Here is a 25,683-nt window from a genome sequence, read left to right as displayed (position 1 = left end):
AATAATAATTATCGAATTATAGGAATTAACATGCTGCATAACGCTGAAAGGACTTACCAGGGGCTTTTTAATCAGCTGACGAATTGGGTAAGAACCCCGCTTCAAGATCATATTGAGCGGCTAGTAAAAGTTGCCCATAATGTATTTCAAGTGCCAGTTGTGGCAATTCACTTAGTCGATGATCGGCGTTTTCATATCGAAGCGAATATGGGTTTGGCGGAATTAGAGCAAACGACAGGCTTGTCACTGCATGATATGAAGGGTGTCCCCAAAATGATAGTGATTAATGATACGGTTAAACAAGCTGATCAGTATTCTGATATCATTACTAACCTTGATCCCAAAATTCGATTTTACTTGAATGCACCGATTGTTGAAAAAACAGGTAGAAAAGTGGGGCAATTAGCGTTAGCTAGCTTTTCTCGTAGAGGATTTGATAACTTAGATCAGTCGAATTTGGATGATATTATTCGGATTATCGAATCGGAAATTAATAGCTATCAACTCTCTGTTGCTCAACGTCTGATGCTCGAATCGATTGAAAAGGAAGATAAATCGCAATACATCGACCAGGCAACGGAGCTTTGGAATTATCATGCGTTTAAAAAAATACTTCACTTTCAAGTCGATGAAAGCAAACGAAGTAACAAAATCTTTTGTTGTGCCGTTGTTGATATCGATAATTTATCTGTTCTCAATGAAAAATATGGTGAAGCCTTTGGCGACCAGATTATGCGTACTGCTGCCAAAGCGCTGAGACAATCTAGTCGAGATAATGATACGATTGCAAAAAGTGATTTGCATGATTTTATATGCCTAATTGATATCAGTGTCGAAGAAAACATTCGTTCAGTTTTAAAACGAATCTTTGATCGACTGACGACCATGAAATTTCTTGACGATGAGGGTAATCCTATCGTGGTTCATGTTACCATTGGTGCGAGTATATTTAATCCAGAAGAAGATAATACACAGCGATTAATCAACGCAGCCAATGCTGCGCTCGTCATTGGTAAAAAGAAAGGAAAAAATCAAATCGCTTACCTCTAGGCTGTGTGAACCTAGCTTTCGTGGTGTTCTTCCTCGAAAGGGTGAGCAATTGGGTGAAAACCATGCTTTTTATAAAAACGATAATGATCCCGAGCATATTGCTTATCCTGTTCATTGCCATTAACTACCGTGATAATTTTTTCAAAACGTTGAAAGAAATCAGGAATCGTGGGAGATAAGTTAAGCAATATATCATTGAATCCTCGCGGTTCAGGCCCAAATCCAATTTGTACCGCGGGCGGCGGTAGGGGGCCTTCACCTTGTAAATTATGGGGAATGAAACTTTGCGGGCGAAAGGACCATAAGTATTCATCGATATGGTAAGCGTCATCTTGATTATGGCAATAAATAAAAACGCGACGACCTTCCAAATAGGCTTTTTCCGTGAGTTGACAAGCAAGCTTCCAGCGGGCGGCTGGCTTGTCAACGCTTAATAAATAGAAATCAGCTTGTTTCATTGTTTGACCTGATTTTCAATCAGTTGGAATAGCATGGAAACAGGGCGCCCCGTTGCATTGCGTTTTTTGCCTGATTGATAAGCAGTGCCTGCAATATCGCAATGAGCCCAACGGTATTTTTTAGTGAAATTACTCAGAAACCAAGCAGCTGTAATAGCACCCGCACTTCGATCCCAGGTTGCATTAGCCATATCTGCCACAGGGCTGCTTAACATATCAGCGTATTCTTGGTGAATGGGCATTCTCCAAAAAAGATCTTGGGTTTGCTTCGAGGCGGTCATGATATCATTAGCGAGTTGCTCATCTTGACTAAAAATACCTGAATAAACCGAGCCCAAGGATATAACAATCGCCCCAGTTAACGTAGCGATATCAATCACAAAAGCGGGTTTAAAACGTTCCGCATAGGTGAGTGCGTCTGCTAAAATTAGTCTTCCCTCGGCGTCTGTGTTGACAATTTCAACTGTTTTGCCAGACATGGATGTAAAAACATCCCCAGGTTTTGTTGCTTCGCTATTAACTAGATTTTCAGTTGCCGCAATGATACCCACCACATTAACAGGTAGCTTCGCTTCAGCGATGGCCTTTATCACTCCAATGACAGTCGCAGCGCCACACATGTCGAATTTCATTTCCTCTAAGGCTTCACGAGGTTTAATGGAATAGCCGCCCGTGTCAAAGGTTATTCCTTTTCCGACCAGCACGATAGGCGCTTCTGCACCACCGTTTTCATACGTTAACTCAATCAATTGGGGTTCTTTTGAGCTGCCTTGGGAGACGGATAATAGCAAATTCATACCCATCTCTTTCATTTCCTTTTTGCCCATCACTTTGCAAGCGACGTTGGCAAATTGCTTTTCCAGCTGTTTGGCTGTTTCAGCAAGAAAACTTGGCGTGCAAACATTAGAAGGGTGGTTGGCTAAATCACGCGTTAAGCGGATGCCATGACACAAGGCGCTCGCTTTTGCGATGATGCTGTCTTCACAATCAGGCATATAAAAGCGGATGGTTTTGTCATGATGGGTAGGTTGTTCTTTGGCGTTGGTTTTAAAGTGATTAAATTGATATAGATTAAAATCAGTATGCACAACCAACTGATGCAACATTTCAGAATTGGATAGCCCTTCAATGGTTGGCATCAGAAGGTGAATGCTCAGTGCTTGCTCAATTTCTTGGCGCTCAAAAATGGTTTTTAATAGGTTTTTCAAGGATAAAATATCATAGCTGGAACGATCCCCACAGTGAATCACAATGACGCATTGTCCTTCTTCCGTATAAAATGAGCGATGCTGTTTGGCCTTCGAGAGATGCTTAGCGAGCAGGTTGATTTGAGTCAGTTGATTATTGGTCAGGGGAAGGTCTTTGCTTTCAAAATCATCAAAAATACCAACAACGAGTACCTCTGCTTGTTGAAAATTTTCGGGGCTTTTGCTGATACCATAGTGCATAATACTTCCTATTTTTGCCAAAAACTGGTAGTTTACACAGTGTAAACAAAATATTCCACTGCAAGAAGAATCGCAACTGTGCTCATTTTTCGCTATTTAGCCAAAGAAATCTTTATCACGTTAGTGTCTCTAACGGGTATTTTATTGCTTATTTTTATGAGCAACCAGTTTGTTCGTTATCTCAGTCGCGCTGCGAGTGGTCAAATTCCAGGCATGGTGATTTTAAAGCTCATGATGCTTGAACTTCCCAATTTGCTAGGTTTATTACTTCCGTTAGGATTTTATGTCGCCATTTTGATTGCTTATGGCCGTATGTATGCAGAAAGTGAGATGACGGTCTTACATGCTTGTGGCTATGGCCAAAGTCGCTTGCTAAAGCAAACAATGACTATGGCAAGTTTAGTGTTCTTGCTCGTTCTAAGTGTCATGCTTTTTTTAAGTCCCTACATCAATCAAGAACGCACAAAATTGCTAAAATCAACCGGCATTCAAACGCTCATTCAAACGATTATGCCAGGCCGATTCCAAGCGTTTCATGGTGGAAAAGAAGTGTTTTATGTTGAATCGATTAGCCGAGATCATGATGAAGCAAACCATATTTTTCTTGCTAAACAGTCAAAAAGTAATCCAGGGAGTTGGGATATTATGTGGGCTAAGGATGCACACGCTCAAACCGACGTAGAAAATGGTGAGGAATACGTTATCCTTAATGAAGGGAAGGAATATGAAGGCAAACCTGGCCGAGCGGATTATCGAGTTGTGCATTTTGGTCAATACCGTGCCCGGTTGCCGCATCCAACTGTGAATTTGCAACAAGATATCCGAACCGAACCAACCGCGAACTTATTACCCTACAATAACCCAAATTTGAATAAAGCGGCTGAATTGCAATGGCGGTTATCCGTTCCCTTGATGGTTTTGATTTTGACGCTCATTGCGATTCCCTTAAGCCAGGTCAATCCGCGCTCGGGAAAGTTTGCGCGACTGATGCCTGCGATTCTAATTTATGTGGTCTATGCAAACTTCATGTTCATTGCTAGGGATTGGTTGAAGGCAGGGAAAGTCCCTGTTTGGGTGGGGATGAATTGGCTGCACGTGGTGTTCTTAATATTAGCAGGTTTGCTCCTTTGGCAAAGCAAGGTGAAGCGTTTATGAAACTGGTTGATCGCTACATAGGTAAAACTATTCTGGCATCGATCACGCTAGTGGTCGTGTTGTTAACAGGGCTACAGATTTTTATTTTGTTTGTTAATCAACTCGACGATATTGGTCGAGCCGAATTTACGCTTACTCGCGCGGCCTATTTTGTCTTGCTACAAGCCCCTTATCAAGTCTATTTATTTTTTCCAGTTGCCTGTCTATTAGGCAGCCTAGTAGGTCTTGGCTTGATGGCTAGCCATCGAGAGCTAATTGTCATGCGTGCCGCAGGGATGTCTGTCCTTAGAATTGCTAAATCTGTCTTGCAATTTACGTTATTGTTGATTGTCATTGTGACCGCCCTAGGTGAAACCCTCGTCCCTAAAATGGCCTATTATGCTAATGATGTGAAAATGTTAGCCCTCAGTGGTGGTCAAACGTTGCGGACTTCCCAGGGAGTATGGATACGACATAAGAATGAATACATTAGCATCGGCTCTGTTGTTGAACCCATGACCTTGAAAAATGTTTTTCAATATCGATTTGATGAGCAGAATGAATTAATCATGGCGAGGCATATGGGGGAAATCGTTTTTGAGGGTGGGCAGTGGATTGCTCATCAGGTTCAAGAAACGGTTTTTAACACCGATCACACTGCCACACAGCACCACAAACAAATGACATGGGATATCCCTGTTCAACCTAAGATTTTAAAGGTGACTTCTGCTGAGCCTGATGAGATGAGTCTGAAAACGCTTTGGCGGTTTATTCAAGTAAAAAAAGTCGCCCGCGAAAATACATTAGTTTATAAGTTAGCGTTTTGGCAGCGGCTCATGCAACCCTTTAGTGCGATTGTGATGATTATTTTGGCTATCCCCTTTATTTTTGGGCCGCTTCGGAGCTCAACGATGGGGTCGAAATTTCTAGCTGGTGCAACGGCAGGATTTGGCTTCCATTTATTAAATAAATTTTTTGGGCCATTAAGTCAAGTTTTCCAATTATCGCCCATCATCGCTGCGATAGCACCCACGTGTATATTTGCGCTAATTGCTTTGATGCTAATGCGAAGGGTGGCATAAATGACTGACATACGACACACGATAGAAGCGCTGGTTAGTCCTTTTTTCCTTGCTTTACTCTGCGTTATCATTGCGCTCTATTTCAGTTGGCAAATTGTTTGGGCAAGACGATTGTTACTGCTTGGCATCATGCTGTTTATTTTATTTTCTACCGCATTTTTTCCTGCCCTATTAACGAAAAAACTGGAATCTATCTATCCGCCAATTGCAAATGTGGATCAATCGATTAAAACCATTGTGGTATTAAGTGGTGGTCAGGCAGATGAAGCAAGCCAACCAGCGGATATAGTGCTTAACAGTGCAAGCATAAAGCGACTACTTACCGCTATTCGTCTGTGGAAAGCGATTCCTGAATCGACACTTTTGCTCTCGGGTGGGGGCTATAAGCGTCAAATTCCTGAAGCAGAGCTACTAAAAAACTTAGCGATACAATGTGGTGTGCCTTTGCTGAATATTAAAATTGAGAACCAATCGCTCAACACAGCAGACCAAGCCAGGTTATTGAAACAAACATTAGGAAAGGAACGCTTTTATTTAGTGACATCGGCTGCTCATATGCCAAGGAGTATGGCTTTATTTCAAGATCAAGGTCTCCATCCCATCGCTGCGCCAGCTGACCTAACCTATTACTGGCAGGATGAGCGGTGGCAAAAACGCTATATTCCCAATGCTCATAATTTAGTATATACCGATATTGCATTGCATGAATACCTTGGGCTTCTTGAGCGATATCTTCGAAAATTAGTTTCTTTCGAAAAACAAACTAAAGGTGATAGTTGAAACTTATATCTGTGTTCATTCAACATGCAGAAAACTCGCTTTTTGAATGATCACGGGAATATACCCAATGATAAGGACATACCATGACATCAATATATACCAATCGACAATGGCAGCTTGTTTCAAGGCCAACAGGGATGTTTTCACAAGACAATTTCTCGCAAGTCACTGAGCAAATAGATACATTGAACGACGGGCAGGTGTTGGTTGAGACTAATTATTTGTCGTTTGATCCGACGCAACGAATCTGGGCAATCATTGATAGTTATGTCCCTAAAATTCCCTTAAATTCGGTGATGCGAGCATTTGGGATTGGCCAAGTTGTCGAATCAAAAAATTCCAAATTTAAGGTTGGCGATTTTGTTTATGGTAATTTAGGTTGGCAGGACTATAAACTGTATGACCCGCAAGAAAAAGATTTCGCAAAGCCGCAAATTATTCCCGGTTTTTTGGATCCTGTTATGGTCGCAGCACTCAGTATCACCGGTGTGACAGCATGGTTAGGAATGCATAAAATTGCTAAAGTTAATGCAAAAGACACGGTGCTTGTTAGCGGAGCCGCTGGTGCTGTTGGTTCAATGGCTTGTCAAATTGCTAAACTCAAAGGGGCCACCGTCATTGGCATTGCTGGAGGTAAGAAAAAATGCCAATTTCTCTTGGATGATCTAGGCGTTGATAGAGCCATTGATTATCAATCAGGGGATTTGGTCAAACAAATTAAAGACGCTGTTGGCGATGGTATCGATATTTATTTTGATAATGTTGGCGGTGAAACGCTGGAGATAGCCTTAACTCACCTGAACAAATTTGCCCGCGTTATATTATGTGGCGCCATCTCCCAATATAATCTATTGACGGAAGAGAGCATTGCTAAAGCAGAAGCCCCAGGAACGAAAAATATCTTCAATTTAATTGCGCAAAGTGCCAGCATGCACGGCTTTGTCATATTAGATTATATGCGAGATTTACCTAAGGCATTAATGACACTCTACCACTGGCAAAATAGTGGGAAAATCAAACAACTTATTGATATGCAAGAAGGCTTTGATAATATCCCTCAAACCTTACAACGATTGTTTGAAGGCAAAAATATTGGTAAACAATTATTAACCATTCGACATCCTTCACGGCCAAGGAACTCAAATTGGATGGTGGAAAATTTGTTTAAATTAAGTCGATTTATCTACTCGTGATTATTCGAAAAGTCTAAATGGAATGATAGATTGGTTGGTTACCTATAAATTTTGGTGGAAAGCATGCCTTTTAGCAAAAAAGCACCAACAAACTGTCTATTATAATCTCAGCCTGTGTTAGAATGTGGTATAAACGAGTGAGGACGGCTTTTTTTAAAGCTGCCAATGGAAATTAAGTAGGGAGGCAGGTAGTAATATGAAATGAGGTAGGTAATTATGGCCAGTCAAACAGAATCAACTGAAATAAGCATCGTAGATAATACCCCGTCGCTTGGTAAGGTTGATGCAGCTGCTTCTGACTTTAATGCTTACACCTACTTGCTTATCGATGAGGTGATTGATAAGGCGACAGACGCAAACTACTGGCGTCTTTATTGGCTTTGGGTGGGTGGCAATGGCGGCCTGCTTGATAGTATTTATCACCTACCAAATATCAGTGATTGCTTCCCAGACATTGATTTTGAGCGGTTTAATCAACGACTCAATATCCCTTCAAATTTCTTAAGCGTGGTGAGTTTTTCTTTATACGGCTTTAGGCTGTCACTCAACCTCTTTATGTTGCTAAGACACTTTATGGACTCAAGTGTTGTGGTTGATGATGACAATTCGCTTGACACCCATGCTAAAATTTTAACTGAGTGGAAAAACCGAAAATTTCAAATACTTAATGATATCGTGTGGGGTTTAGTTAACTTCTTGTCTTACTTCTGGCTAAACGGACGTGTTTCGCCCTTCCATGCGTTAGGTGGTGCGCTATTAAACGTATTTTTGATGGTGTTTGATGTGGGCAGTGCGATTTATGAGCTTAATGAAGCGAAAGCCGATTATGAAAAGCAAAAGCAGGCGATAGAAACAAAACTTCAGTTGCTTGAGAGCGCTTTTAGTGATTTAAAACAAAAATTAGAAAGTCATGAACAAGATAATCAAAACACGTTACCTCTTTTGTCTGTTAAATATAAAGAAAAAATAGAATTAGCCGTAGTCGAGCTTTATATTCAGCAACAACAATTATGCCTAAATTCCCATGAGTGGCAGATTAAACAGCATCAGCTAAAGCGAAATGTGGCGGTGAGTTTGATGTTTATTCCTGCAATGATGATGATGTTTGCGCCAGATTTTGCCTTTTACTTAACGATTTTTTCCCCTGCCGCCCCTTGGATCTTGATGGGTGGAGGGGCGCTAGCACTTGGGCTTACCGTTTATCAAACGTTAGCCCAAATTGACGATGATGCCAAACTGTATGGTCAGTATATTCAGACTATCAATGAAAAGTTATTAGCGCTATCCGAGAGTGAGACGGATGACCATAAAGCGGCTTTAATCGAAAAAAAAATGTTCTATCAGCAAATGATAATTTATCAAAAAAACAAGAAAATGTTTCAAGGCTTGCTCTTGCTTGGCGCACCGCTGATGCTTCTTCTTGCGCTAAACTTGCCAATTGGCCCGATGGTGGGTGTTACCGTCGTCTTTAGCTTGAGTCTGTTTTGGCTAAATCATTTAATCGAGAAGCAAAAGCCAACAGAGCCTGATAATAACCCCTTACTTTTTTTCCCTAAGAAACAACAAGTAGCGCTTAGCGCCAAGGATGTGATTGAGGCAAAGTCTTTAAGTGAACTCAGCCAGGTGAAGTTTGGGTTATTTAAGGCATCAACCAAAGAAAATTATGGTTCGATATCGACTTACCCACAGCCGATACTGAACTTCCAGATGCCCTAAGTAGTAATCAATCCAAACTAAACAGGTGGTCTGCATCCAAAGCACTTCGAAGATGGATATATGAAGCAATTGATATATCAGGCCTGTTTTAAATGCTTAATCTCGTTTCAAACTCGAATGAATCAGGAAATGGGATTTGATGAGGCCTTTATAACTTTCTATTTTTTAGAATTTGTTTGAATATTTTATCGTTAATTTCGCAATTTGGCAGCAAATGAGTCGGTTTAATACAAATTATCGTAACAATACACTGTAAAATTGACCCATAAATCGTTAGAATAGGGCACTTTCATTGAATAGATAGCATTATGCCAAAACGTACCGATATAAAATCTATCCTCATTCTTGGTGCCGGCCCCATTGTTATTGGCCAAGCGTGTGAATTTGATTACTCTGGTACCCAGGCGGTACGGGCTCTGAAAGAAGAGGGTTATCGTATTATTCTGGTGAACTCAAATCCTGCGACAATCATGACAGACCCTGGCCTGGCGGATGCAACCTATATTGAGCCAGTGCAGTGGCAAGAAGTTGCTCGCATCATTGAACTGGAAAAGCCCGATGCCCTTTTGCCCACCATGGGTGGTCAAACGGCTTTAAACTGTGCCCTTGATTTACATCGACATGGCGTTTTGGAAACACACAACGTTGAAATGATTGGTGCAACCAAAGAGGCGATTGATAAGGCCGAAGATAGAGAAAAGTTCCGCCAACTGATGGAAAAAAATAAATTGGAAATGCCTCGGTCTCATATCGCTCACAGTATGGAAGAAGCGCTTCAAGTACAAGATCAACTGGGTTTCCCCACCATCATTCGTCCTTCGTTTACCATGGGTGGCAGCGGCGGTGGCATTGCCTATAACAAAGAAGAATTTGAGGAGATTTGCCAGCAAGGCTTAGATCTTTCACCGACTCGAGAACTTTTACTGGATGAGTCAGTGTTAGGATGGAAAGAATATGAGTTAGAAGTGGTGCGCGATAAGAACGATAATTGTATTATTATTTGCTCAATCGAAAATTTTGATCCCATGGGAGTCCATACGGGTGACTCCATTACTGTCGCTCCGGCACAGACGCTAACTGATAAAGAGTATCAGCGCTTACGAGATGCGGCTATTAAAGTATTAAAGGCGGTCGGTGTTGAAACGGGTGGTGCGAATGTTCAGTTTGCAATAAACCCTGAAGATGGACGCGTCCTGGTGGTGGAAATGAATCCAAGGGTCTCAAGAAGCTCAGCACTTGCTTCAAAGGCCACGGGTTTTCCCATTGCTAAAATTGCTGCAAAGCTGGCAGTGGGTTATACCTTAGACGAACTAGAAAATGAAATCACCGGCGGACTAACGCCTGCATCGTTTGAACCGAGTATCGATTATGTGGTGGTTAAGATTCCTCGCTTTAACTTTGATAAATTCCCGCAAACACCGCAAACATTGACGACTCAAATGAAATCGGTTGGCGAAGTCATGGCGATTGGAGATAATTTTTGTGCTGCTTTACAAAAGGCAATTCAAGGGCTTGAAACAGGCCGTGCTGGCTTAACACCGCTGTTAAATGAGCAGGATATGGCAAGACTCCCTGGCTTATTAAGAGAACCACGGCCTGATAGGCTCTGGTACATCGCCGATGCATTTCGACTAGGCATGTCAATCGAAGAAATCCACCAAGAAGCGAAAGTCGATCCTTGGTTTTTACGTCAAATTGAGCAGATCATTGAGATGGAAAAACAATTACAAGGGCATAAAATAGACAAAATAGATGCTGTCACAATGCGGGAATACAAGCTGAAAGGGTTTTCTGATAAAACACTTTCCCGCCTGCTGCAAACCGATGAGCAAACCGTTCGCGACCTTCGCAACAAGCTGGACATCCTTCCTTCCTATAAGCGAATTGATACGTGTGCGGGCGAGTTTCCGACGGATACGGCTTATTTATATGCAAGCTATTGGCCTAACTGCGAAGCAAAGCCTACCACGAATGAGAAGAAAATCATGATTCTGGGCGGCGGTCCAAATCGTATTGGGCAAGGCATTGAGTTTGATTATTGTTGTGTGCATGCTTCCATGGCATTGCGGGAAAAAGGGTTTGAAACCATCATGGTTAATTGCAACCCAGAAACGGTTTCAACGGATTTTGATATTTCTGACAGACTGTATTTTGAACCGTTAACCTTAGAAAGCGTGCTTGCCATCGTAGCACTGGAAAAACCTTTTGGCGTTATCGTTCACTATGGTGGACAAACGCCGTTAAAATTAGCCAAGGCGCTGGCTGATAACGGTGTGCCTATCATTGGGACCTCACCCGATGCCATTGACCGAGCAGAAGACAGAGAGCGGTTTCAGCAGGTGGTTAACAAACTGGGTCTCAATCAACCACCAAACGGCACTGTAAGAAGCATGGATGAAGCGTTTAAAGTGGCTGAAAAAATCGGCTACCCGCTGGTTGTACGCCCCTCTTATGTGCTGGGAGGACGAGCGATGGAAGTGGTGTATCATCCCGATGATCTTGCCCATTATTTAGAACATGCGGTTCATGTATCACCCGATTCGCCAGTGTTATTAGATCGATTCTTAAATGACGCCACCGAAGTGGATGTCGATGCGGTTTGTGATGGGAAGGAAGTGATGGTTGGTGGCATCATGGAGCATATTGAGCAAGCAGGGGTTCACTCCGGTGATTCGGCTTGTACATTACCACCCTTTAGCCTAAGCTCCGTCGTGCAGCATGATTTAATCGATCAAATGAGACGGTTAGCCCTAGAATTAGGGGTTGTGGGTTTGATAAACGCTCAATTTGCAATCCAAGGTGATGATATTTATGTCTTGGAAGTCAATCCAAGGGCGTCAAGAACCGTGCCTTTTGTCTCCAAAGCAACGGGACTACCACTAGCAAAAATTGGTGCTAGGTGCATGGCGGGTGAAAGTTTAAAAGACCAAGGCCTAGGCCCGACTTATCCCATGCCTGCTTTTTATTCCATCAAAATGCCCGTATTTCCCTTTATTAAATTTTCTGGGGTTGACTCAATTTTAGGGCCAGAAATGAAATCAACCGGTGAAGTCATGGGCATTGCTCGTCGCTTTGGTCAAGCTTATGCAAAAGCCCAACGTGGTGCCGATGGCCAAATTTCTAAGCGTCGCCGTGCATTTGTCTCTGTTAAAGATGCTGATAAAACTCGCATTGGGGAAATTGCAAGGCGTTTAATTGAATTGGGTTTTGAAATCGTTGCGACCAGAGGGACGGCTCTAGTGATTCAAGCTGCTGGAATTAATTGCCGGCGAGTGTATAAGGTCGCAGAAGGTCGCCCTCACATTGTTGACTTGATAAAAAATAATGAAATTGACTTCATTGTCAATACGGTTGAAGGGAAAAAGGCGACAGCTGATTCCTTTGCTATTCGACGATGCGCCTTGCAACAAAAAATTAGCTACACGACAACCCTATCTGGGGCAGAAGCCGCGGCTTTGGCATTAAAGTATGAAGATCGCCAAACCGTGACTAAATTACAAGATTTACACTGAGGGAAATATGAAAAAACATCCGATGACGGTTGCCGGAGCAAATGCTCTTAAAGAAGAATTAACCCGATTAAAGCAAGTTGAAAGACCGCGTATTATTGAGGCAATCGCCACGGCGAGAGCTCATGGCGATTTAAAAGAGAACGCTGAATACCATGCGGCAAGAGAACAGCAGAGCTTTAATGAAGGCCGCATTCAGGAGCTAGAAGCAAAGTTATCCGTTGCACATATTATCGATGTTAAGACGATGGAAAATAATGGGAAAGTGATATTTGGTTCCACAGTGACGGTCATTAATAATGAGACGGATAAAGAGGTTACTTATCAAATAGTCGGTGAAGATGAGGCCGATCTCAAGCATCGTAAAATTTCCTACAGTTCACCGATTGGTCGTTCTTTAGTTGGTAAAGAGATTGACGATACCGTGCAAGTGCATACACCCGATGGTGTGGTTGAGTATGATATTATTGCGGTTGAATATATTTAAAAGTTGTTTCTTGGGAAAATAGTCTATTTTCAAACTGTTAATTCAATGATACAATTGAGCAAATTTTTAAACCATTGAAGTCACTGTGGGCCGAATTTTATCTTTCATCATACCAACCATTTGTTTGTTGTTTACTTCTTATGCATTTGCCCAAGAGCCATCCAATTTAGCAACGCTCCGTCATAAGGTGACCCGCTATTATCATTCGGGCGCTTATATGCAAGATGCAAAATCGGTTGTTGAGAAAGCTAGGAAGTACATTAAATTACAAATTAACCGAATACAAAATAAACACAAAAAACTGGCGATTGTCTTAGATATTGATGAAACAAGTTTAAGCAACTATAGCAAACTGGAAGCACGAAGTTTTATCGGCGATAGAGAAACCGTTCATCGTGAAATCATGTCAGGCGGATCGCCTGCGATTCCTCCCATGTTGGCGTTATACGATGAAGCACGCAAGCAGGGCGTGGCAGTTTTTTTTGTCACAGGTCGCACTGAGTCTGAAAAAATGGCTACCATAAAAAACTTGAAGGAAGCAGGCTATAAGAAATGGACAGGTTTATATATGCGCCCTGATCGCTATCTTCAAGAGTCCATCATCCCCTTTAAGACGCAAGCTCGACGGGAAATCTCTGATTTGGGTTATACCATTATTGCCAGTATCGGAGACCAAGAGAGCGATATCACAGGTGGGTATACGCTGAAAGGTTTTAAGATGCCAAATCCCTATTACTACGTTCCATAAACAGGTATTTTCGGCGAGAAGGGATAAGGGGTTTAACCTTTGTCTCGGAAAATTATTCGTCCTTTGGTTAAATCATACGGTGTCAGCTCAACAGTGACTTTATCACCAGTGAGAATGCGGATATAGTTTTTGCGCATTCGACCTGAAATGTGGGCTATTATGACATGCCCATTTTCCAATTCCACTCGAAACATGGTGTTAGGTAATGTATCAACAACAGTACCTTGCATTTCAATACTTTCTTCTTTCGCCATGGGTCCTCTATTATTGTTAACCATTGTTATAAAAGATATGGATAATGCCTGAATTTAAGCAAAATAGCAACAATACATAATACTTTTCAACACTTTAAACATCGTTTTATCTCATCGACCTGTGCGAGGGGTATTATTTTTTGCGTCGAGTAATTTTCATCCCCTGCATCTTGGAGTAACATAAAGTTATAACACAGACTTCAATAAAAACAATATGTTAAATGATGCGATACTAGAAACAATGCCATTTGCTGTGATTTGGGTCAATAATCATGGCAAGGTCGATTGGTTAAATGCCGCCGCAAAGCTGATATTAGGGAAAGATTGGCAAGGAAGCCCTTGGGATGCCGTCATGCAGCATTGTTTTCAGCAAATGCAACCCGATGGCTTGGAAGTGGCTACTCAAGATGGTCGGTTGTTGCAGGTATCCTTGTCTACCATCGAAGATCATCCTGGACAATTAATTACCTTAGTGGATGTCACCCCTTCTCGAACGTTACAACGTCATTTAGCACATCAAAGACGATTATCGGCCATCGGACAGATGACGGCCCAACTGGCACATCAACTTAGAACCCCTTTGGCGTCTGCCATGCTATTGACGGAGCGTTTAAATACAACCACGACCGAAGATAAACGACAAGGATTGATGGAAAAGTTGAAGCAATGCCATCTATCCATTGAGCGGCAAATTCATGATTTACTTGCTTACTGCCGTGGTGAACAATTGAAGAAAGAGTCCATCCATCTCACCGACTGGTTTTCTCAATGGCAAAATCATGCAAAGACATATGTGCACGATAACCCCGTTGAGTTAATCTGTGAGAGTCTTGTGGATGAGCATTGGCAAATGATAGCGAATGCTGAAGCGCTAACGGGTTGTTTATTCAATTTATTGGATAATGCCTTGCAAGCCAAAGCAAGCTATATCAAGATAAAGGTTTATCCTATTTGGGACACGCTCATTGCCATTGATATTGAAGATAACGGCTGTGGTATGCCTAAATCGATGTTAGAGAAAGTATGTGATCCGTTTTTTACGACGAAAGCAAAGGGAACAGGGTTGGGTTTGGCCATTGTTGAGTCAATTATCCATCAACACGCCGGGACAGTCACCATTGATTCAACACCGGATATAGGCACCACAATACGACTCATTTTACCGGTCAGTCATCATACAGGGAAAGAATATGCGGCAAATATTAATTGTTGAAGATGATAAAACGTTAGCTGATTTACTCGTAGAAACAATCGAGGAAGCGGGCTTTACGTGCCAACATGCCAACAATGGAAAACAAGCGTTCCAGCTAGCAACTCAAATGCACCCTGATTTAATTCTCTCCGATGTGCGAATGGATGGGGTGAGTGGAATTGAGTTTCTGCAATCCATCCATGAGAAAATGCCAGCCACGCCAGTCATATTAATGACAGCCTATAGTGAAGTAGATGACGCGGTGAGAGCAATGCAACTTGGCGCTGTGGATTATTTACAAAAGCCATTTTCCGGCGAATTTTTGTTGGATAAAATAAACCGGTTTTTAAAGCCCACTTTTGATGGAAAAGGGTTTGATCCAATCGCTGAATGCCAGTCAAGTCGCGGACTAATGCAACTCGCTGCAAAAGTAGCAGCCAGTGATGTTAGCGTTCTCATTGAAGGAGAAAGTGGCAGTGGCAAGGAAGTCGTTGCTCAATTTATTCACCTTCAATCCAGCCGCTCCGATAAGCCATTTATCGCTGTGAATTGTGCCGCCATACCGGATAACATGTTAGAGGCCATGTTATTTGGATACGAAAAGGGGGCCTTTACGGGCGCATACAAAAGTGCACCTGGTAAATTTGAACAGGCCAATGGCGGTACTTTATTACTGGATGAAGTCAGTGAAATGCCGCTGGCTCTACAGGCCAAATTGCTACGGGTATTGCAAGAAAAAGAAGTCGAGCGCTTAGGTGGTCAAGCAATGATCCCTTTGGATGTCCGAGTGATTGCTACCACCAATCGTAAACTACAAATGGCCGTACAAGAAGGGAGTTTTCGCGAAGATTTATATTTTAGACTGAATGTTTTCCCCCTGACTTGCCTGCCCCTAAGAGAAAGACAAGCCGATATTATTCCCCTGGCTAATTACTTAATCAGCAAATATTGCCATCAAAATAGGCCGGTTGTTCCGTCACTTTCAAAAGAGGCGGAAGCGTTGTTGATGCAGCATTCCTGGCCAGGAAACGTGCGTGAATTAGATAATGTGATACAACGATCGCTCGTTTTATGCGAGCAAGATGTCATTCAGGCATGCCATTTGCATAACTTATCTCAAACGGGTGATTTAAGCCTGAAAAATAAGTTATCTTAAAGGGGGATTATCAATGAGCGAAGTGAATATGGTGTCCTTGGTTAATCAAATGCGTATCATGGCTTCACAAGCTAACGGTGGGAATGCATTAGAGGTTCAATCAACACAACCAACGTTCAGCACCGCCTTTAAAAATGCCATTGAAGGCGTCAATAATTTGTCGCAGCAAACGGATGCTTTAAGGACAAGCTATGAGCTAGGGGATGATCAAGTTAGTTTGAGTCAAGTGATGATTGCATCTCAGAAATCAAATCTAGCCACTGAAGCGACGATTCAAGTTAGAAATAAATTGTTACAAGCGTATCACGATGTCATGAATATGCCTATTTAAGGTCAAAATAATAAGAGCAAAGGAGTGACCGATGGCTGTTACGAATAATATTCAAAATGCAGCTGATAGAATTGCAAATTTATCATTTCCACGCCAATTAGGGTTGATGCTCGGTTTGGCTGCAAGTGTCGCGATTGGCGTGGGGGTGGTGCTTTGGTCACGTGATCCCAATTATATGCCTTTATATAGCCAGCTTGATCAGCGAGATGCCGGTGATATTATGGATACCCTACATAAAGAGGGGATTGAATTTAAAATTGACAGTAACACCGGGCAATTACTTGTCCCAGCCGCCAAAGTTCAGTCGGCAAGATTGAAATTGGCATCGGAAGGCTTGCCAAGAGAAAATCAAGGTGCTGCTTATGATTTTCTAAGCAATAGCAATAGTTTTAATTACAGTCAATTTATGGAAAGCGCGCGTTATAAGCTTGCTTTAGAAAAGGAGTTGGCGCGCACGATTGGACAATTTCATGATATTAAAGCAGCCAGAGTTCATTTAGCCATTCCTCGCGAGTCAGCGTTTGTTCGCGATGCTAAAGAGCCAAGCGCTTCTGTTTTTGTGGATACTTATTCTAACCGCGACTTACACAAACAAACCGTTTCTTCGATTATTAACTTGGTTGCTTCCAGCATTCCCAGTATGTCTGCTAGTCGTGTTACTGTGGTGGATCAAAATGGAAAGTTGTTAAGTGAAGGTGCTGGTGCGAGTTTGTTTACTCAAACGGACAGGTATTTGGATTACCGGCAAACAATTGAACAGCAATACGCACGAAAAATTGAAGATATTTTGACTCCCATCTTAGGGTTTGGCCGTGTTAATGCCAAAGTGTCCGCAGATATCGATTTTACATCGCATGAACAAACGCAAGAAATTTTTAATCCAGATCAAGCGGCTATTCGCTCTGAACAAAGCATGGAAGAGAAAACAGGTTCTGAAACGGATGCATCAGGCGTTCCAGGATCGTTATCAAACTCTCCTCCTAACGCGGCGAGTTTAAGACCAAATCAGGGTAAGGCAGAGCAAGGGAATGTCAGCAATAATGAACAGGAAACGTCCTCATCCTATCGTAAGCAAAGCACCAAAAATTTTGAAGTGGACAAAACCATCAGTCATACACGCAATAGTCCAGGTGCAATAAAACGGTTATCGGTTGCTGTTTTGGTGGATGATCGTCAAGTCATGGATGAAAAAGAGAAGAAGATGGTGAAAAAACCATTGACTAAAGAGGAAATCGATCAAATCAAAGCGTTGGTATCCGATGCAATCGGCATTGACTTAAAGCGTGGCGACAGCTTAAATGTTATTAACTCTCATTTTGTTCAACCAGAACCGATTGCACCAATGCCTTCGGAGAGCTTCTGGAATAAGCCTATGGTGTGGTCGATAATCAAACAGGTTGTTGGTGCGATTATCGTGTTGATTTTGATCTTTGGCCTACTCAGACCGTTGTTTAGAAATTTGGTCACAGATGAAAAAGATAGGAAACGGTTGGGACAATATGCCGGTGGCCGCGATGGCGATGATGAAGATACCAAAGCACTTCCTACGCCCGTTGATTATGATGGACAGATTGCATTGTTAAGACAAATTGTTGGTAAAGAGCCGAAACGTGTGGCACAAGTCGTTAAGAACTGGGTAGAGAAGGGGTAACGTATGGACGGAATAGAGCGAGCCGCAATCCTTCTGTTGGGCATGGGAGAAGATAATGCTTCTGAAGTGATGAAGCATTTAGAACCCAGACAAGTTCAAAAAGTCGGGACAGCGATATCCACGATGTCTACGGTGTCAAAAATGAAAATGCAAGAGGTATTGTCTGAATTTCTCAATTCGATTGAAGATCAAACAAGCCTGACGGTGGATAACGAAAACTATTTGAAAACAGTTTTAATCAATGGCCTGGGTGAAGATAAAGCGTTACCATTTATCGAACGTATCCTAGGGACTGATAAAGAAACAGGTATCAACCGGCTTAAATGGTTAGATGCACGCTTAATTGCTGACTTAATTCGTAATGAACATCCACAAATCATCGCGACCATATTAATTCATTTGGATAGTGAACAAGCCGCTGAAGTTGTCAGTTACTTTAATTCTGAAAAACGCTCAGAAGTTCTCTTACGCATGTGTACGATCGATACGGTCAAACCGGAAGCTATTTCAGAACTAGGCAAGGTAATTGAAAAACAATTAAGCGGGCAGAAAGTCACTAAATCCGCAACAGTCGGGGGCATCAAAACGGTTGCTGATGTGATTAACTTTCTGGATGGCACGATGGAAACGGAAGTGTTAGATAAAATCGGCGAGTGGGATGATGAAATTTGTGAGCAAATTAAAGATAAAATGTTTGTCTTTGAGAACTTGGTCGATATGGATGATCGCAGTGTTCAGACCTTGCTTCGCGATGTTACTTCCGAACAATTGTTGTTGGCTATGAAAGGGACTACTGAGCCTGTCAAAGAAAAGATCTTCAAAAATATGTCAAAGCGAGCAGGGGATCTATTACGGGATGATCTGGCAATGCAAGGGCCTGTGAAAGTGAGTGACGTCGAAAAAGCACAACGAGAAATTTTAGCCGTAGCACGCAACCTAGCTGAGGAAGGCAAGATTGCATTGGGTAATAAAGGTGGCGAAGAAATGATTTAATGCCACTTACCATACCAAGTTAATGAGAATCATTTATGAGCAAAGAATTCAAATCAGTCGAAGATAAGTTGAAAAAAACGGAATTTAAGAACTGGGAAATTCATTATCGCCAAGTTGAATCAGCTAAAAAGCAAGAGCTTTCTGCGTCTGCTATGAAAGAAGCTGAATTAAATGAGATGCGCGAGAGAGCTTATGCTGAAGGCTTCACTCAAGGCCAAGAAGCTGCAAAGAAAGAAATTGATGATTTAAAAGAACAATTGCAATATTGGATAAATGTTTTTTCCCATCCAAGTGAGCAAATTGAACAATCGATTAAAGCAGAGGTTGTTGATACGATTTATTGGGTTTGCAAACATTGCATTCAAGTGGAGCTTTCCATCAACCCGGAGAAGATTCAAAAAATTGTTGAAGATGCGCTTCAAGCGTTACCTAGTCTACGAGATGGCAAAAAACTCTTTGTAAATGATGAAGATTTGGAATGGATTGAAGAGCAATTACTGCCAAAAGATAGGGAAATGATCCTTGCTGTTGCCTCAAAGGATGCCACTCTGGCAAGAGGGGATTTCTATATGCGTGATGATCAAAGCGAAGTAGATGGACGATTGGAGACACGGCTAAATAACATATTACGACAACACTTACCTCAAAATGACGACAAAGCCAAAGGTTAGGAGCGTTTGATGATTAAACGCCTTCACGACTTCATTGCAGCGTCATTTATCAATCAATTGGTGAAAATAGCGCATGCCGGGATAGCAGAATATGATTAACTTGAATGATTCGATAAGAGAAACGCTGGCAAGCATCACTAGTAAACCAAGAACCGGGTTAGACAGGATTGGTCGTATTAGTCGAGCGGTGGGATTAACACTGCAAGCCAAAGGGTTTAATCAACCGTTAGGTGCTCGATGTTGGGTGGAAAGAACAGACGGTACGTTTTTAGAGGCAGAAGTCGTTGGCTTTGATGGGGATATGACCTATCTCATGTCCATTGGGAATACACGTGGCATTGCTGCGGGTATGCGCATTATACCCTCTGGCTCGGTTGCAGAAGTGAAGGTTAGTGATAAATTACTCGGAAGAGTCTTGGATGGTGCTGGTCGTCCAATCGATGATAAGACGGCTATCAAAGATGGTAAAACCTACTCGTTATTCAGTGAACCCTGTAACCCATTAAAACGCGCAGTAATTGATAAACCGTTGGATGTTGGCGTGCGCGCTATCAATGCGATGTTAACCGTTGGCCAGGGGCAACGCATTGGCTTATTTGCAGGCAGTGGTGTCGGTAAATCGATTCTTTTAGGCATGATGACCAAGTTCACAACAGCGGATGTGGTGGTCATTGGACTCATTGGTGAGCGGGGCCGTGAAGTCAAAGAGTTTATAGAAAATACATTAGGAACAGCTGGATTAAAAAAAGCAGTCGTCGTGGCAGCGCCTGCCGATGAAAGCCCGTTGATGCGATTGCATGGTGCAATGGTGGCAAGTAGCATTGCCGAGTATTTTCGGGATCAAGGCAGGCAAGTTCTCTTATTAATGGATTCATTGACACGTTTTGCCCAAGCGCAGCGTGAAATAGGACTCTCCGTTGGGGAACCGCCTGCCACAAAAGGCTACCCGCCTTCCGTATTTGCGAAATTACCGCAATTGATAGAAAGGGCCGGAAACGGCATGCCTGGGAGTGGTTCTATCACCGCTTTCTATACGGTGTTAACCGAGGGTGATGACCATAATGATCCCATCGCAGATGCTTCTAGGGCCATTTTAGACGGGCATATCGTATTAAGCCGGCAACTTGCAGAAAGTGGACAGTTACCCGCTATTGATATTGAGTCATCCATTTCTAGAGTGATGCAGACTATCGTTCCTGAACCACAAATTCAAATGTTGACGCGGGTTAAAAAATATTTATCGCTTTATGAGAAAAATAAAGATTTAATCACCATGGGTGCTTACCAAAAAGGAAGCGATCCCGAAATAGATAAATCCATTAAATTAAGACCCAAAATAACCGACTTTATCAATCAGGATCTCAATGATAAGGTATCCTTTGAACAAAGCGTTGCAGAACTCAACCAACTTATTCAAGAAGGTTAACATCGCATGTCTAACGTTGAGCAGCGTATACAGCAATTATTAACCTTGCTTAAGATTAAAGAAGCTGACAAGCAAGCTGCGTTAAAGGATTTGGCTGAAGCAAGGAAACAGTTCAACCATCTTAGGGGACAGTTAGAGAGAATGTTGCAGTATCGGCAAGAATATCAATCTCAAATAGCGTCCATCGGCGAAGCGGGCTGCAACATAAACCGCATGAGAAATCGGCTCTTATTTATTGAACAATTGGATGAGGGCATTAAACAATTAAATCACCAGTTATCGGTGATCGCAAAACAACGAAAGCAATGCGAACTCGTTCTCATCGAAAAACAAAAGAAAGTTCAGTCAGTTGAAAAATTGATTGAAGCTCGAAAAAAATCGGCAATTATAGCTGAAAACAGGCTTGAACAAAAAGAAAATGATGAGTATGCAAGCAAGCAATGGTACAATGATAATTCATGACGACCCACAACTTGACAAAGAAAAAGAGTGAATACGCTAATTAAACGACTCTGGTTTACCATTGCATTTATCTTGATAGGCATGGCCCTTGTCTTTAGCTTGTTCCGTGGGCTTACACCTTGGATTAGTCAATATAAAAGTCAAATCGAAACTGAGCTGTCCTCTATGCTTGGTGAAAAAATTACCATTGATTCAATGGAAACGGGGTGGTATTGGTTTGAGCCGGTCATAAGGCTCAATAAAGTTGAATTAGCTCATGGTGTTAATCAGGATTTAACAATCAAACAGCTTATCGTGGGGATTGACCTGTGGTCTTCCTTGCGACAATGGAAATTACAACCGGGGGTTTTGCTTGCCGATGGCCTCAATATGGCCATTAACCAAGAACAGGGGGAGTGGCAAGTCAAAGGGCTCGAAAGGGTCAAAACCAGCAGCAATAGTCTCTCAGTTGAATCCATGCCAGCCATCTTACGCTGGATTTTAAATCAGCAACGCATTGATTTTAAAGATACCAATATGACCATGCATTTGCAGAGTGGTACAATTATTCCATTATCGTTGGAGAATCTTTCAATTGAAAACGATCAAGGCTTATATAAAGTTAAAGCCGTCGCAATAACCCGACAAACCGTCAGATCTAAGTTAAAATTTCTAGCAACCTTGCATTTAAATGCAGAAGATTTGCGGCAATCAAATGGGTCAATCTATGTTGATATCAATCATATATTATTAACTCAATGGCAGTCTTTATTTCCGACAAGCTATCATCAATTTGAGTCTGGCAGTGGACGCTTTCAAGGATGGATTGATTTAAAAGAAGGACATCTTCAAAATTTTCAGGGCAGAATTAAATTATCCAAAACGGCGGTCAAATTGCCAAATTCTGAACGATTGTACTTTATCCAAAAATTTGCCAGCCAATTTGCTTGGCATCCAACGAATACTGGCTGGCTGATTAACAGCAATGATATTTTGTTTAAAATTCATGGCGAAAAATTTGCTAATCAAACCATCTCCCTAACCTTTGACAGTCAGCATAACAATTTTCAACTTGCTTCGCCAAACCTTGATTTAAAATTGTTGCACTTGCTACCAATTTTATGGCCTAAGACATGGCAACCTATCATTAATCATCATTTGCAAGGCAATTTAAAACATCTCAATATTGGGTTTAATCATCTAGGATTAACGCATCTATTTACGCAATTTAACTTAAATAAACTCGCCAACTCTGAGGATAATTGGCAAATGGATGGTTTTTCCGGTGTGTTGGATTGGAAACAAGACAATGGCAAGTTAAAAATTGCTTCACCCCAAGTTAATATTGCCTTACATAAATATCCGCCAATAAAAAACATCGCAATTGCAGCGGAAGCGAGCTGGCGGCGGCATGGAGAGAAGTGGCTGGTGAATCAATTCGATAGCAATATCAAGCACGAGCATTTATTGATGAGTTCTGCTGGCAAGGCGCTTCTTAGCCCCAAGCTAAGTGATTCAATCATCGATCTCAAATCACAATTTATCGTAAGAGAAGGTGAGTTTTGGCAAACATATATCCCTGATAATGTCATGGAAGATGGGTTAAAAAATTGGCTTAGCAATGATATTAAGCATATTGGAAGCCTCGTGGGGGAGCTAACTTTGAAAGGGCGTCTAGCCGATTTTCCTTATGAAAAAGGACCGGGTCAGTTTCTCATTGAAACAAGCTTGAATGATGTTTCCGTAGCCCCTGTTCCCGGATGGCCAGTCGCCACGCAATTAGGTGGGTCATTGACTATGCATGGAAGAACGCTCGATGCGGCAGTGTATCAAGGTCAATTTGGTAATAACGCGGTGAGTCGATTCAAGCTAAGTGTGGCAGATTTAGGTTCGAGCAAAGAAGTGATTCGTATTCACACCCAAGTCACATCACTCGGACAATCGGTGTTGGATTATTTATTCTCGACACCACTTGCAAAACATTTGCAGCAGTTGAAACGTTTCCAAGTAACGGGCCCAATAGGTTTAGACTTGCAGCTGGAGATTCCCTTGTTTGATGCTCACCATGCAGTCTATTTATTGGGTGATGTTACCTTAAAAGATAATGATATCAATGTCACGCATGATGGGATTACTTTTACATTAGCTAATGGGTATGGTCATATTTTCTTTAATCAACATGGTTTAACAAATGGCGCCCTTCAAGGGTTATTGTGGCGTCAACCAATGAATATCCAACTCAAATCCCTCCAGCTTAGCCCAGATGCTTATTTAAAAGTAACGTTGGATGGGCGAGCTTCTACGACAGAAATGTCCAAAATCATACCATCCCCTTTTTGGCAATTTATTCATGGCGCAACAAATATCCATGCAGACTTAAAAATTACTGACAAGCCTTCGGATTTAGATGAGTTTTACATTCGCTCCGACTTAAAAGGCGTGAGCATTGATCTTCCTGAGCCCTTACACAAGGCAAAAGAGGAAACCTTAGCCACTGAAACGCATATCGCCTTCAACCCGAGTTTAGGGTTTCGCAAAGAAGTGAGCATGGGGGATGTGGTCAGTACTAATATGTGGTACTCCTTTAGCGATAATCACATAGCGCTGGATCGCGGTGAAATCCGGTTTGGGGGCGGCAAAGCACTATTGCCTGATATGCCAGGCATACAAATCGTGGGAACATTACCGAATCTAACCATAGCCCCTTGGCAGAATATCATCGCGAAATTTCCGAAAGATACTCAGTCATCCGAGTTGACTGAAAAATTGAAGTTTATTGATATCCACCTACGCCAATTTAGTATGTTTGACCAAAATTTGAATAATGCTGCTTGTCAAATATCCCAACCATATCCCGGGAAATGGCAGGTGAAGATGAAGCAGGCTAATGTGGATATGGATGTCACCTATCTTAAAGAACAAAATCTATTAACCGGGTTAATCAAGCGCCTATCTTGGCAACGAAAAGTATCGCCAGCAAGTGCTTCATCTGGATTAAGACCCGCAGATATCCCTAACATAAATTTAAAAATACAATCTTTAAAGGTGAATCAAGTGCCTTTGGGCGAGCTGGTAATTGAAGGGCATAATTTATCGGATCACTGGCAGATTGAGCTGTTATCGATGAAGTCTCCCTTCTATGAATTGAATATGAGTGGCGATTGGAGTCGGCCAGATGATCATAATCTGACGAGACTATCGGGTCGCATGCACTTTAGTCATTTAGGACGGGCGCTCGCTCAATGGAAGATTAAGCCTGTTGTGTCAGCAAATTGGGGGCAAGTTGACTTCAATAGTCAATCGCCCACATCACTAATGGATATTGAGCTTTCAAAGCTAACAGCTAGTTTAAATGCCCGTTTTCGTCATGGTGTTGTCACGGAGTTAAGCAAAGAGACTGAGGAGAAAATTGGTTTAGGAAAAATGCTATCTATCCTAAGCTTGCAGACTATTCCAAGGCGTCTGAAATTGGATTTCAGTGACTTATCTAACAAGGGATATAGTTTTGACAAGTTTGAAGGGAAGTTTAAGTTAAATAATGGTATGTTGACGACTGATAATAGTGATATTGATGGGCCTGTGGCCTATGCAGCGATAAAAGGAAGTTTAAACTTAATAAAAAAAACCTATAATGTTAATCTCCGAATTGTCCCTCATATCACAGCTAGCTTGCCAGTTGTTGCCACCCTAGCAGGTGGACCCATTGCTGGGGCTGTGACTTGGGTTGTGAATAAAATGCTGACAAAAGAAGTGCAGCGTGTCACGGGGTATAGCTATAAAATCGATGGGCCATGGGATAACCCCCACGTACGGCAACTTCACATTGATAAACAACGAATAGATAATGGACATTATGCCGGGTGATGCCTTCAAGGGCTATCCCTACTTCCCTGTAAAACTTGGTTAATAAGTTAGGGGTAGCGGAAAAGATGGGCGAAAAGCCCCCTGCCTTTGAGGTATACG

At 42.0% G+C, this 25,683-nt stretch carries 21 protein-coding genes; 18 read left to right on the top strand and 3 right to left on the bottom strand.

Annotated elements, in window-relative coordinates; genetic code table 11:
• Positions 1-30: 30 nt before the first annotated feature.
• Positions 31-1,050 (top strand): diguanylate cyclase, encoded by a 1,020-nt coding sequence (locus AB3348_RS05580; RefSeq protein ID WP_367606592.1) that lies wholly within the window; start codon positions 31-33, stop codon positions 1,048-1,050.
• Between the two features lie 11 nt (positions 1,051-1,061).
• Here the strand turns inward: AB3348_RS05580 and AB3348_RS05575 are convergent, their stop codons facing one another.
• Positions 1,062-1,508 carry a DNA polymerase III subunit chi gene (locus tag AB3348_RS05575; protein ID WP_367606591.1) on the bottom strand — a complete coding sequence of 149 codons (447 nt, stop codon included), beginning with the start codon at positions 1,506-1,508 and terminating at the stop codon, positions 1,062-1,064.
• Positions 1,505-2,956 (bottom strand): leucyl aminopeptidase, encoded by a 1,452-nt coding sequence (locus tag AB3348_RS05570; protein WP_367606590.1) that lies wholly within the window; start codon positions 2,954-2,956, stop codon positions 1,505-1,507. The genes AB3348_RS05575 and AB3348_RS05570 overlap by 4 nt, the downstream gene beginning before the upstream one ends.
• Before the next feature lie 78 nt (positions 2,957-3,034).
• Here AB3348_RS05570 and lptF point away from each other — a divergent pair, with 78 nt between their 5' ends.
• The 8 genes from lptF to AB3348_RS05530 all read left to right on the top strand — a co-directional run bounded on the left by lptF (position 3,035) and on the right by AB3348_RS05530 (position 13,605).
• Entirely contained in the window at positions 3,035-4,111 is a 1,077-nt protein-coding gene (gene lptF, locus AB3348_RS05565; protein WP_367606589.1) for an LPS export ABC transporter permease LptF, read from the top strand.
• A complete protein-coding gene (gene lptG, locus AB3348_RS05560; protein WP_367606588.1) occupies positions 4,108-5,172 on the top strand; it encodes an LPS export ABC transporter permease LptG in 1,065 nt (354 codons plus the stop codon). Before lptF ends, lptG begins: the two co-directional genes overlap by 4 nt.
• Positions 5,173-5,952 carry a YdcF family protein gene (locus tag AB3348_RS05555; protein WP_367606587.1) on the top strand — a complete coding sequence of 260 codons (780 nt, stop codon included), beginning with the start codon at positions 5,173-5,175 and terminating at the stop codon, positions 5,950-5,952. It begins immediately after the preceding gene.
• An 83-nt stretch (positions 5,953-6,035) separates the two neighbouring features.
• Positions 6,036-7,145 carry an NADP-dependent oxidoreductase gene (locus tag AB3348_RS05550; RefSeq protein ID WP_367606586.1) on the top strand — a complete coding sequence of 370 codons (1,110 nt, stop codon included), beginning with the start codon at positions 6,036-6,038 and terminating at the stop codon, positions 7,143-7,145.
• A 216-nt stretch (positions 7,146-7,361) separates the two neighbouring features.
• The gene (locus AB3348_RS05545) at positions 7,362-8,861 is read left to right on the top strand and encodes a hypothetical protein (protein ID WP_367606585.1); all 1,500 of its coding nucleotides are present in this window, start codon (positions 7,362-7,364) and stop codon (positions 8,859-8,861) included.
• 308 nt (positions 8,862-9,169) lie between these two features.
• On the top strand, positions 9,170-12,373 hold the full coding sequence (gene carB / locus AB3348_RS05540; RefSeq protein ID WP_367606584.1) for a carbamoyl-phosphate synthase large subunit: 3,204 nt from the start codon (positions 9,170-9,172) through the stop codon (positions 12,371-12,373).
• A 7-nt stretch (positions 12,374-12,380) separates the two neighbouring features.
• Entirely contained in the window at positions 12,381-12,857 is a 477-nt protein-coding gene (greA, locus tag AB3348_RS05535; RefSeq protein WP_367606583.1) for a transcription elongation factor GreA, read from the top strand.
• Positions 12,858-12,942: 85 nt separating this feature from the next.
• Positions 12,943-13,605, top strand: coding sequence for an HAD family acid phosphatase (locus AB3348_RS05530; RefSeq protein ID WP_367606582.1), 663 nt, complete (start codon positions 12,943-12,945; stop codon positions 13,603-13,605).
• A 32-nt stretch (positions 13,606-13,637) separates the two neighbouring features.
• On the opposite strand, the gene infA is transcribed toward AB3348_RS05530, so the two are convergent.
• Positions 13,638-13,859, bottom strand: a complete 222-nt coding sequence (infA, locus tag AB3348_RS05525) for a translation initiation factor IF-1 (protein ID WP_367606581.1) — start codon at positions 13,857-13,859, stop codon at positions 13,638-13,640.
• Positions 13,860-14,073: 214 nt separating this feature from the next.
• Here infA and AB3348_RS05520 point away from each other — a divergent pair, with 214 nt between their 5' ends.
• From AB3348_RS05520 to AB3348_RS05480, 9 genes are all read left to right on the top strand, one after another.
• Positions 14,074-15,072, top strand: a complete 999-nt coding sequence (locus AB3348_RS05520; protein ID WP_367606580.1) for a PAS domain-containing sensor histidine kinase — start codon at positions 14,074-14,076, stop codon at positions 15,070-15,072.
• On the top strand, positions 15,050-16,207 hold the full coding sequence (locus AB3348_RS05515) for a sigma-54-dependent transcriptional regulator (protein WP_367606579.1): 1,158 nt from the start codon (positions 15,050-15,052) through the stop codon (positions 16,205-16,207). Before AB3348_RS05520 ends, AB3348_RS05515 begins: the two co-directional genes overlap by 23 nt.
• A 13-nt stretch (positions 16,208-16,220) precedes the next feature.
• Positions 16,221-16,538, top strand: coding sequence for a flagellar hook-basal body complex protein FliE (fliE, locus tag AB3348_RS05510; protein WP_367606578.1), 318 nt, complete (start codon positions 16,221-16,223; stop codon positions 16,536-16,538).
• A 31-nt stretch (positions 16,539-16,569) separates the two neighbouring features.
• The gene (fliF, locus tag AB3348_RS05505; protein WP_367606577.1) at positions 16,570-18,189 is read left to right on the top strand and encodes a flagellar basal-body MS-ring/collar protein FliF; all 1,620 of its coding nucleotides are present in this window, start codon (positions 16,570-16,572) and stop codon (positions 18,187-18,189) included.
• A gap of 3 nt (positions 18,190-18,192) precedes the next feature.
• Positions 18,193-19,182 (top strand): flagellar motor switch protein FliG, encoded by a 990-nt coding sequence (gene fliG / locus AB3348_RS05500; RefSeq protein WP_367606576.1) that lies wholly within the window; start codon positions 18,193-18,195, stop codon positions 19,180-19,182.
• A gap of 35 nt (positions 19,183-19,217) precedes the next feature.
• A complete protein-coding gene (locus tag AB3348_RS05495) occupies positions 19,218-19,853 on the top strand; it encodes a FliH/SctL family protein (RefSeq protein ID WP_367606575.1) in 636 nt (211 codons plus the stop codon).
• Between the two features lie 91 nt (positions 19,854-19,944).
• Positions 19,945-21,279, top strand: coding sequence for a flagellar protein export ATPase FliI (gene fliI, locus AB3348_RS05490; protein ID WP_367606574.1), 1,335 nt, complete (start codon positions 19,945-19,947; stop codon positions 21,277-21,279).
• A 6-nt stretch (positions 21,280-21,285) separates the two neighbouring features.
• Positions 21,286-21,741 (top strand): flagellar export protein FliJ, encoded by a 456-nt coding sequence (gene fliJ / locus AB3348_RS05485; RefSeq protein WP_367606573.1) that lies wholly within the window; start codon positions 21,286-21,288, stop codon positions 21,739-21,741.
• A 27-nt stretch (positions 21,742-21,768) separates the two neighbouring features.
• The gene (locus tag AB3348_RS05480; protein WP_367606572.1) at positions 21,769-25,584 is read left to right on the top strand and encodes a YhdP family protein; all 3,816 of its coding nucleotides are present in this window, start codon (positions 21,769-21,771) and stop codon (positions 25,582-25,584) included.
• The last annotated feature ends 99 nt before the right edge of the window (positions 25,585-25,683 follow it).

Origin of the sequence: Legionella sp. W05-934-2 (genome assembly GCF_964199965.1) — a bacterium.
Lineage (GTDB): Bacteria > Pseudomonadota > Gammaproteobacteria > Legionellales > Legionellaceae > JAFIFT01.
Note: the sequence above shows the minus strand (reverse complement) of the source record. Positions and strands in the feature narration are given on the sequence as shown.

Coding starts and splice junctions, on each gene's coding strand:
- AB3348_RS05580 (WP_367606592.1), top strand. CDS start 31: ATGCTGCATAACGCTGAAAGGACTTACCAGGGGCTTTTTAATCAGCTG.
- fliF (WP_367606577.1), top strand. CDS start 16,570: ATGGCTGTTACGAATAATATTCAAAATGCAGCTGATAGAATTGCAAAT.
- fliG (WP_367606576.1), top strand. CDS start 18,193: ATGGACGGAATAGAGCGAGCCGCAATCCTTCTGTTGGGCATGGGAGAA.
- greA (WP_367606583.1), top strand. CDS start 12,381: ATGAAAAAACATCCGATGACGGTTGCCGGAGCAAATGCTCTTAAAGAA.
- AB3348_RS05515 (WP_367606579.1), top strand. CDS start 15,050: ATGCGGCAAATATTAATTGTTGAAGATGATAAAACGTTAGCTGATTTA.
- fliJ (WP_367606573.1), top strand. CDS start 21,286: ATGTCTAACGTTGAGCAGCGTATACAGCAATTATTAACCTTGCTTAAG.
- carB (WP_367606584.1), top strand. CDS start 9,170: ATGCCAAAACGTACCGATATAAAATCTATCCTCATTCTTGGTGCCGGC.
- AB3348_RS05575 (WP_367606591.1), bottom strand. CDS start 1,508: ATGAAACAAGCTGATTTCTATTTATTAAGCGTTGACAAGCCAGCCGCC.
- fliI (WP_367606574.1), top strand. CDS start 19,945: ATGATTAACTTGAATGATTCGATAAGAGAAACGCTGGCAAGCATCACT.
- AB3348_RS05570 (WP_367606590.1), bottom strand. CDS start 2,956: ATGCACTATGGTATCAGCAAAAGCCCCGAAAATTTTCAACAAGCAGAG.
- infA (WP_367606581.1), bottom strand. CDS start 13,859: ATGGCGAAAGAAGAAAGTATTGAAATGCAAGGTACTGTTGTTGATACA.
- AB3348_RS05555 (WP_367606587.1), top strand. CDS start 5,173: ATGACTGACATACGACACACGATAGAAGCGCTGGTTAGTCCTTTTTTC.
- lptG (WP_367606588.1), top strand. CDS start 4,108: ATGAAACTGGTTGATCGCTACATAGGTAAAACTATTCTGGCATCGATC.
- fliE (WP_367606578.1), top strand. CDS start 16,221: ATGAGCGAAGTGAATATGGTGTCCTTGGTTAATCAAATGCGTATCATG.
- AB3348_RS05520 (WP_367606580.1), top strand. CDS start 14,074: ATGTTAAATGATGCGATACTAGAAACAATGCCATTTGCTGTGATTTGG.
- AB3348_RS05545 (WP_367606585.1), top strand. CDS start 7,362: ATGGCCAGTCAAACAGAATCAACTGAAATAAGCATCGTAGATAATACC.
- AB3348_RS05495 (WP_367606575.1), top strand. CDS start 19,218: ATGAGCAAAGAATTCAAATCAGTCGAAGATAAGTTGAAAAAAACGGAA.
- AB3348_RS05550 (WP_367606586.1), top strand. CDS start 6,036: ATGACATCAATATATACCAATCGACAATGGCAGCTTGTTTCAAGGCCA.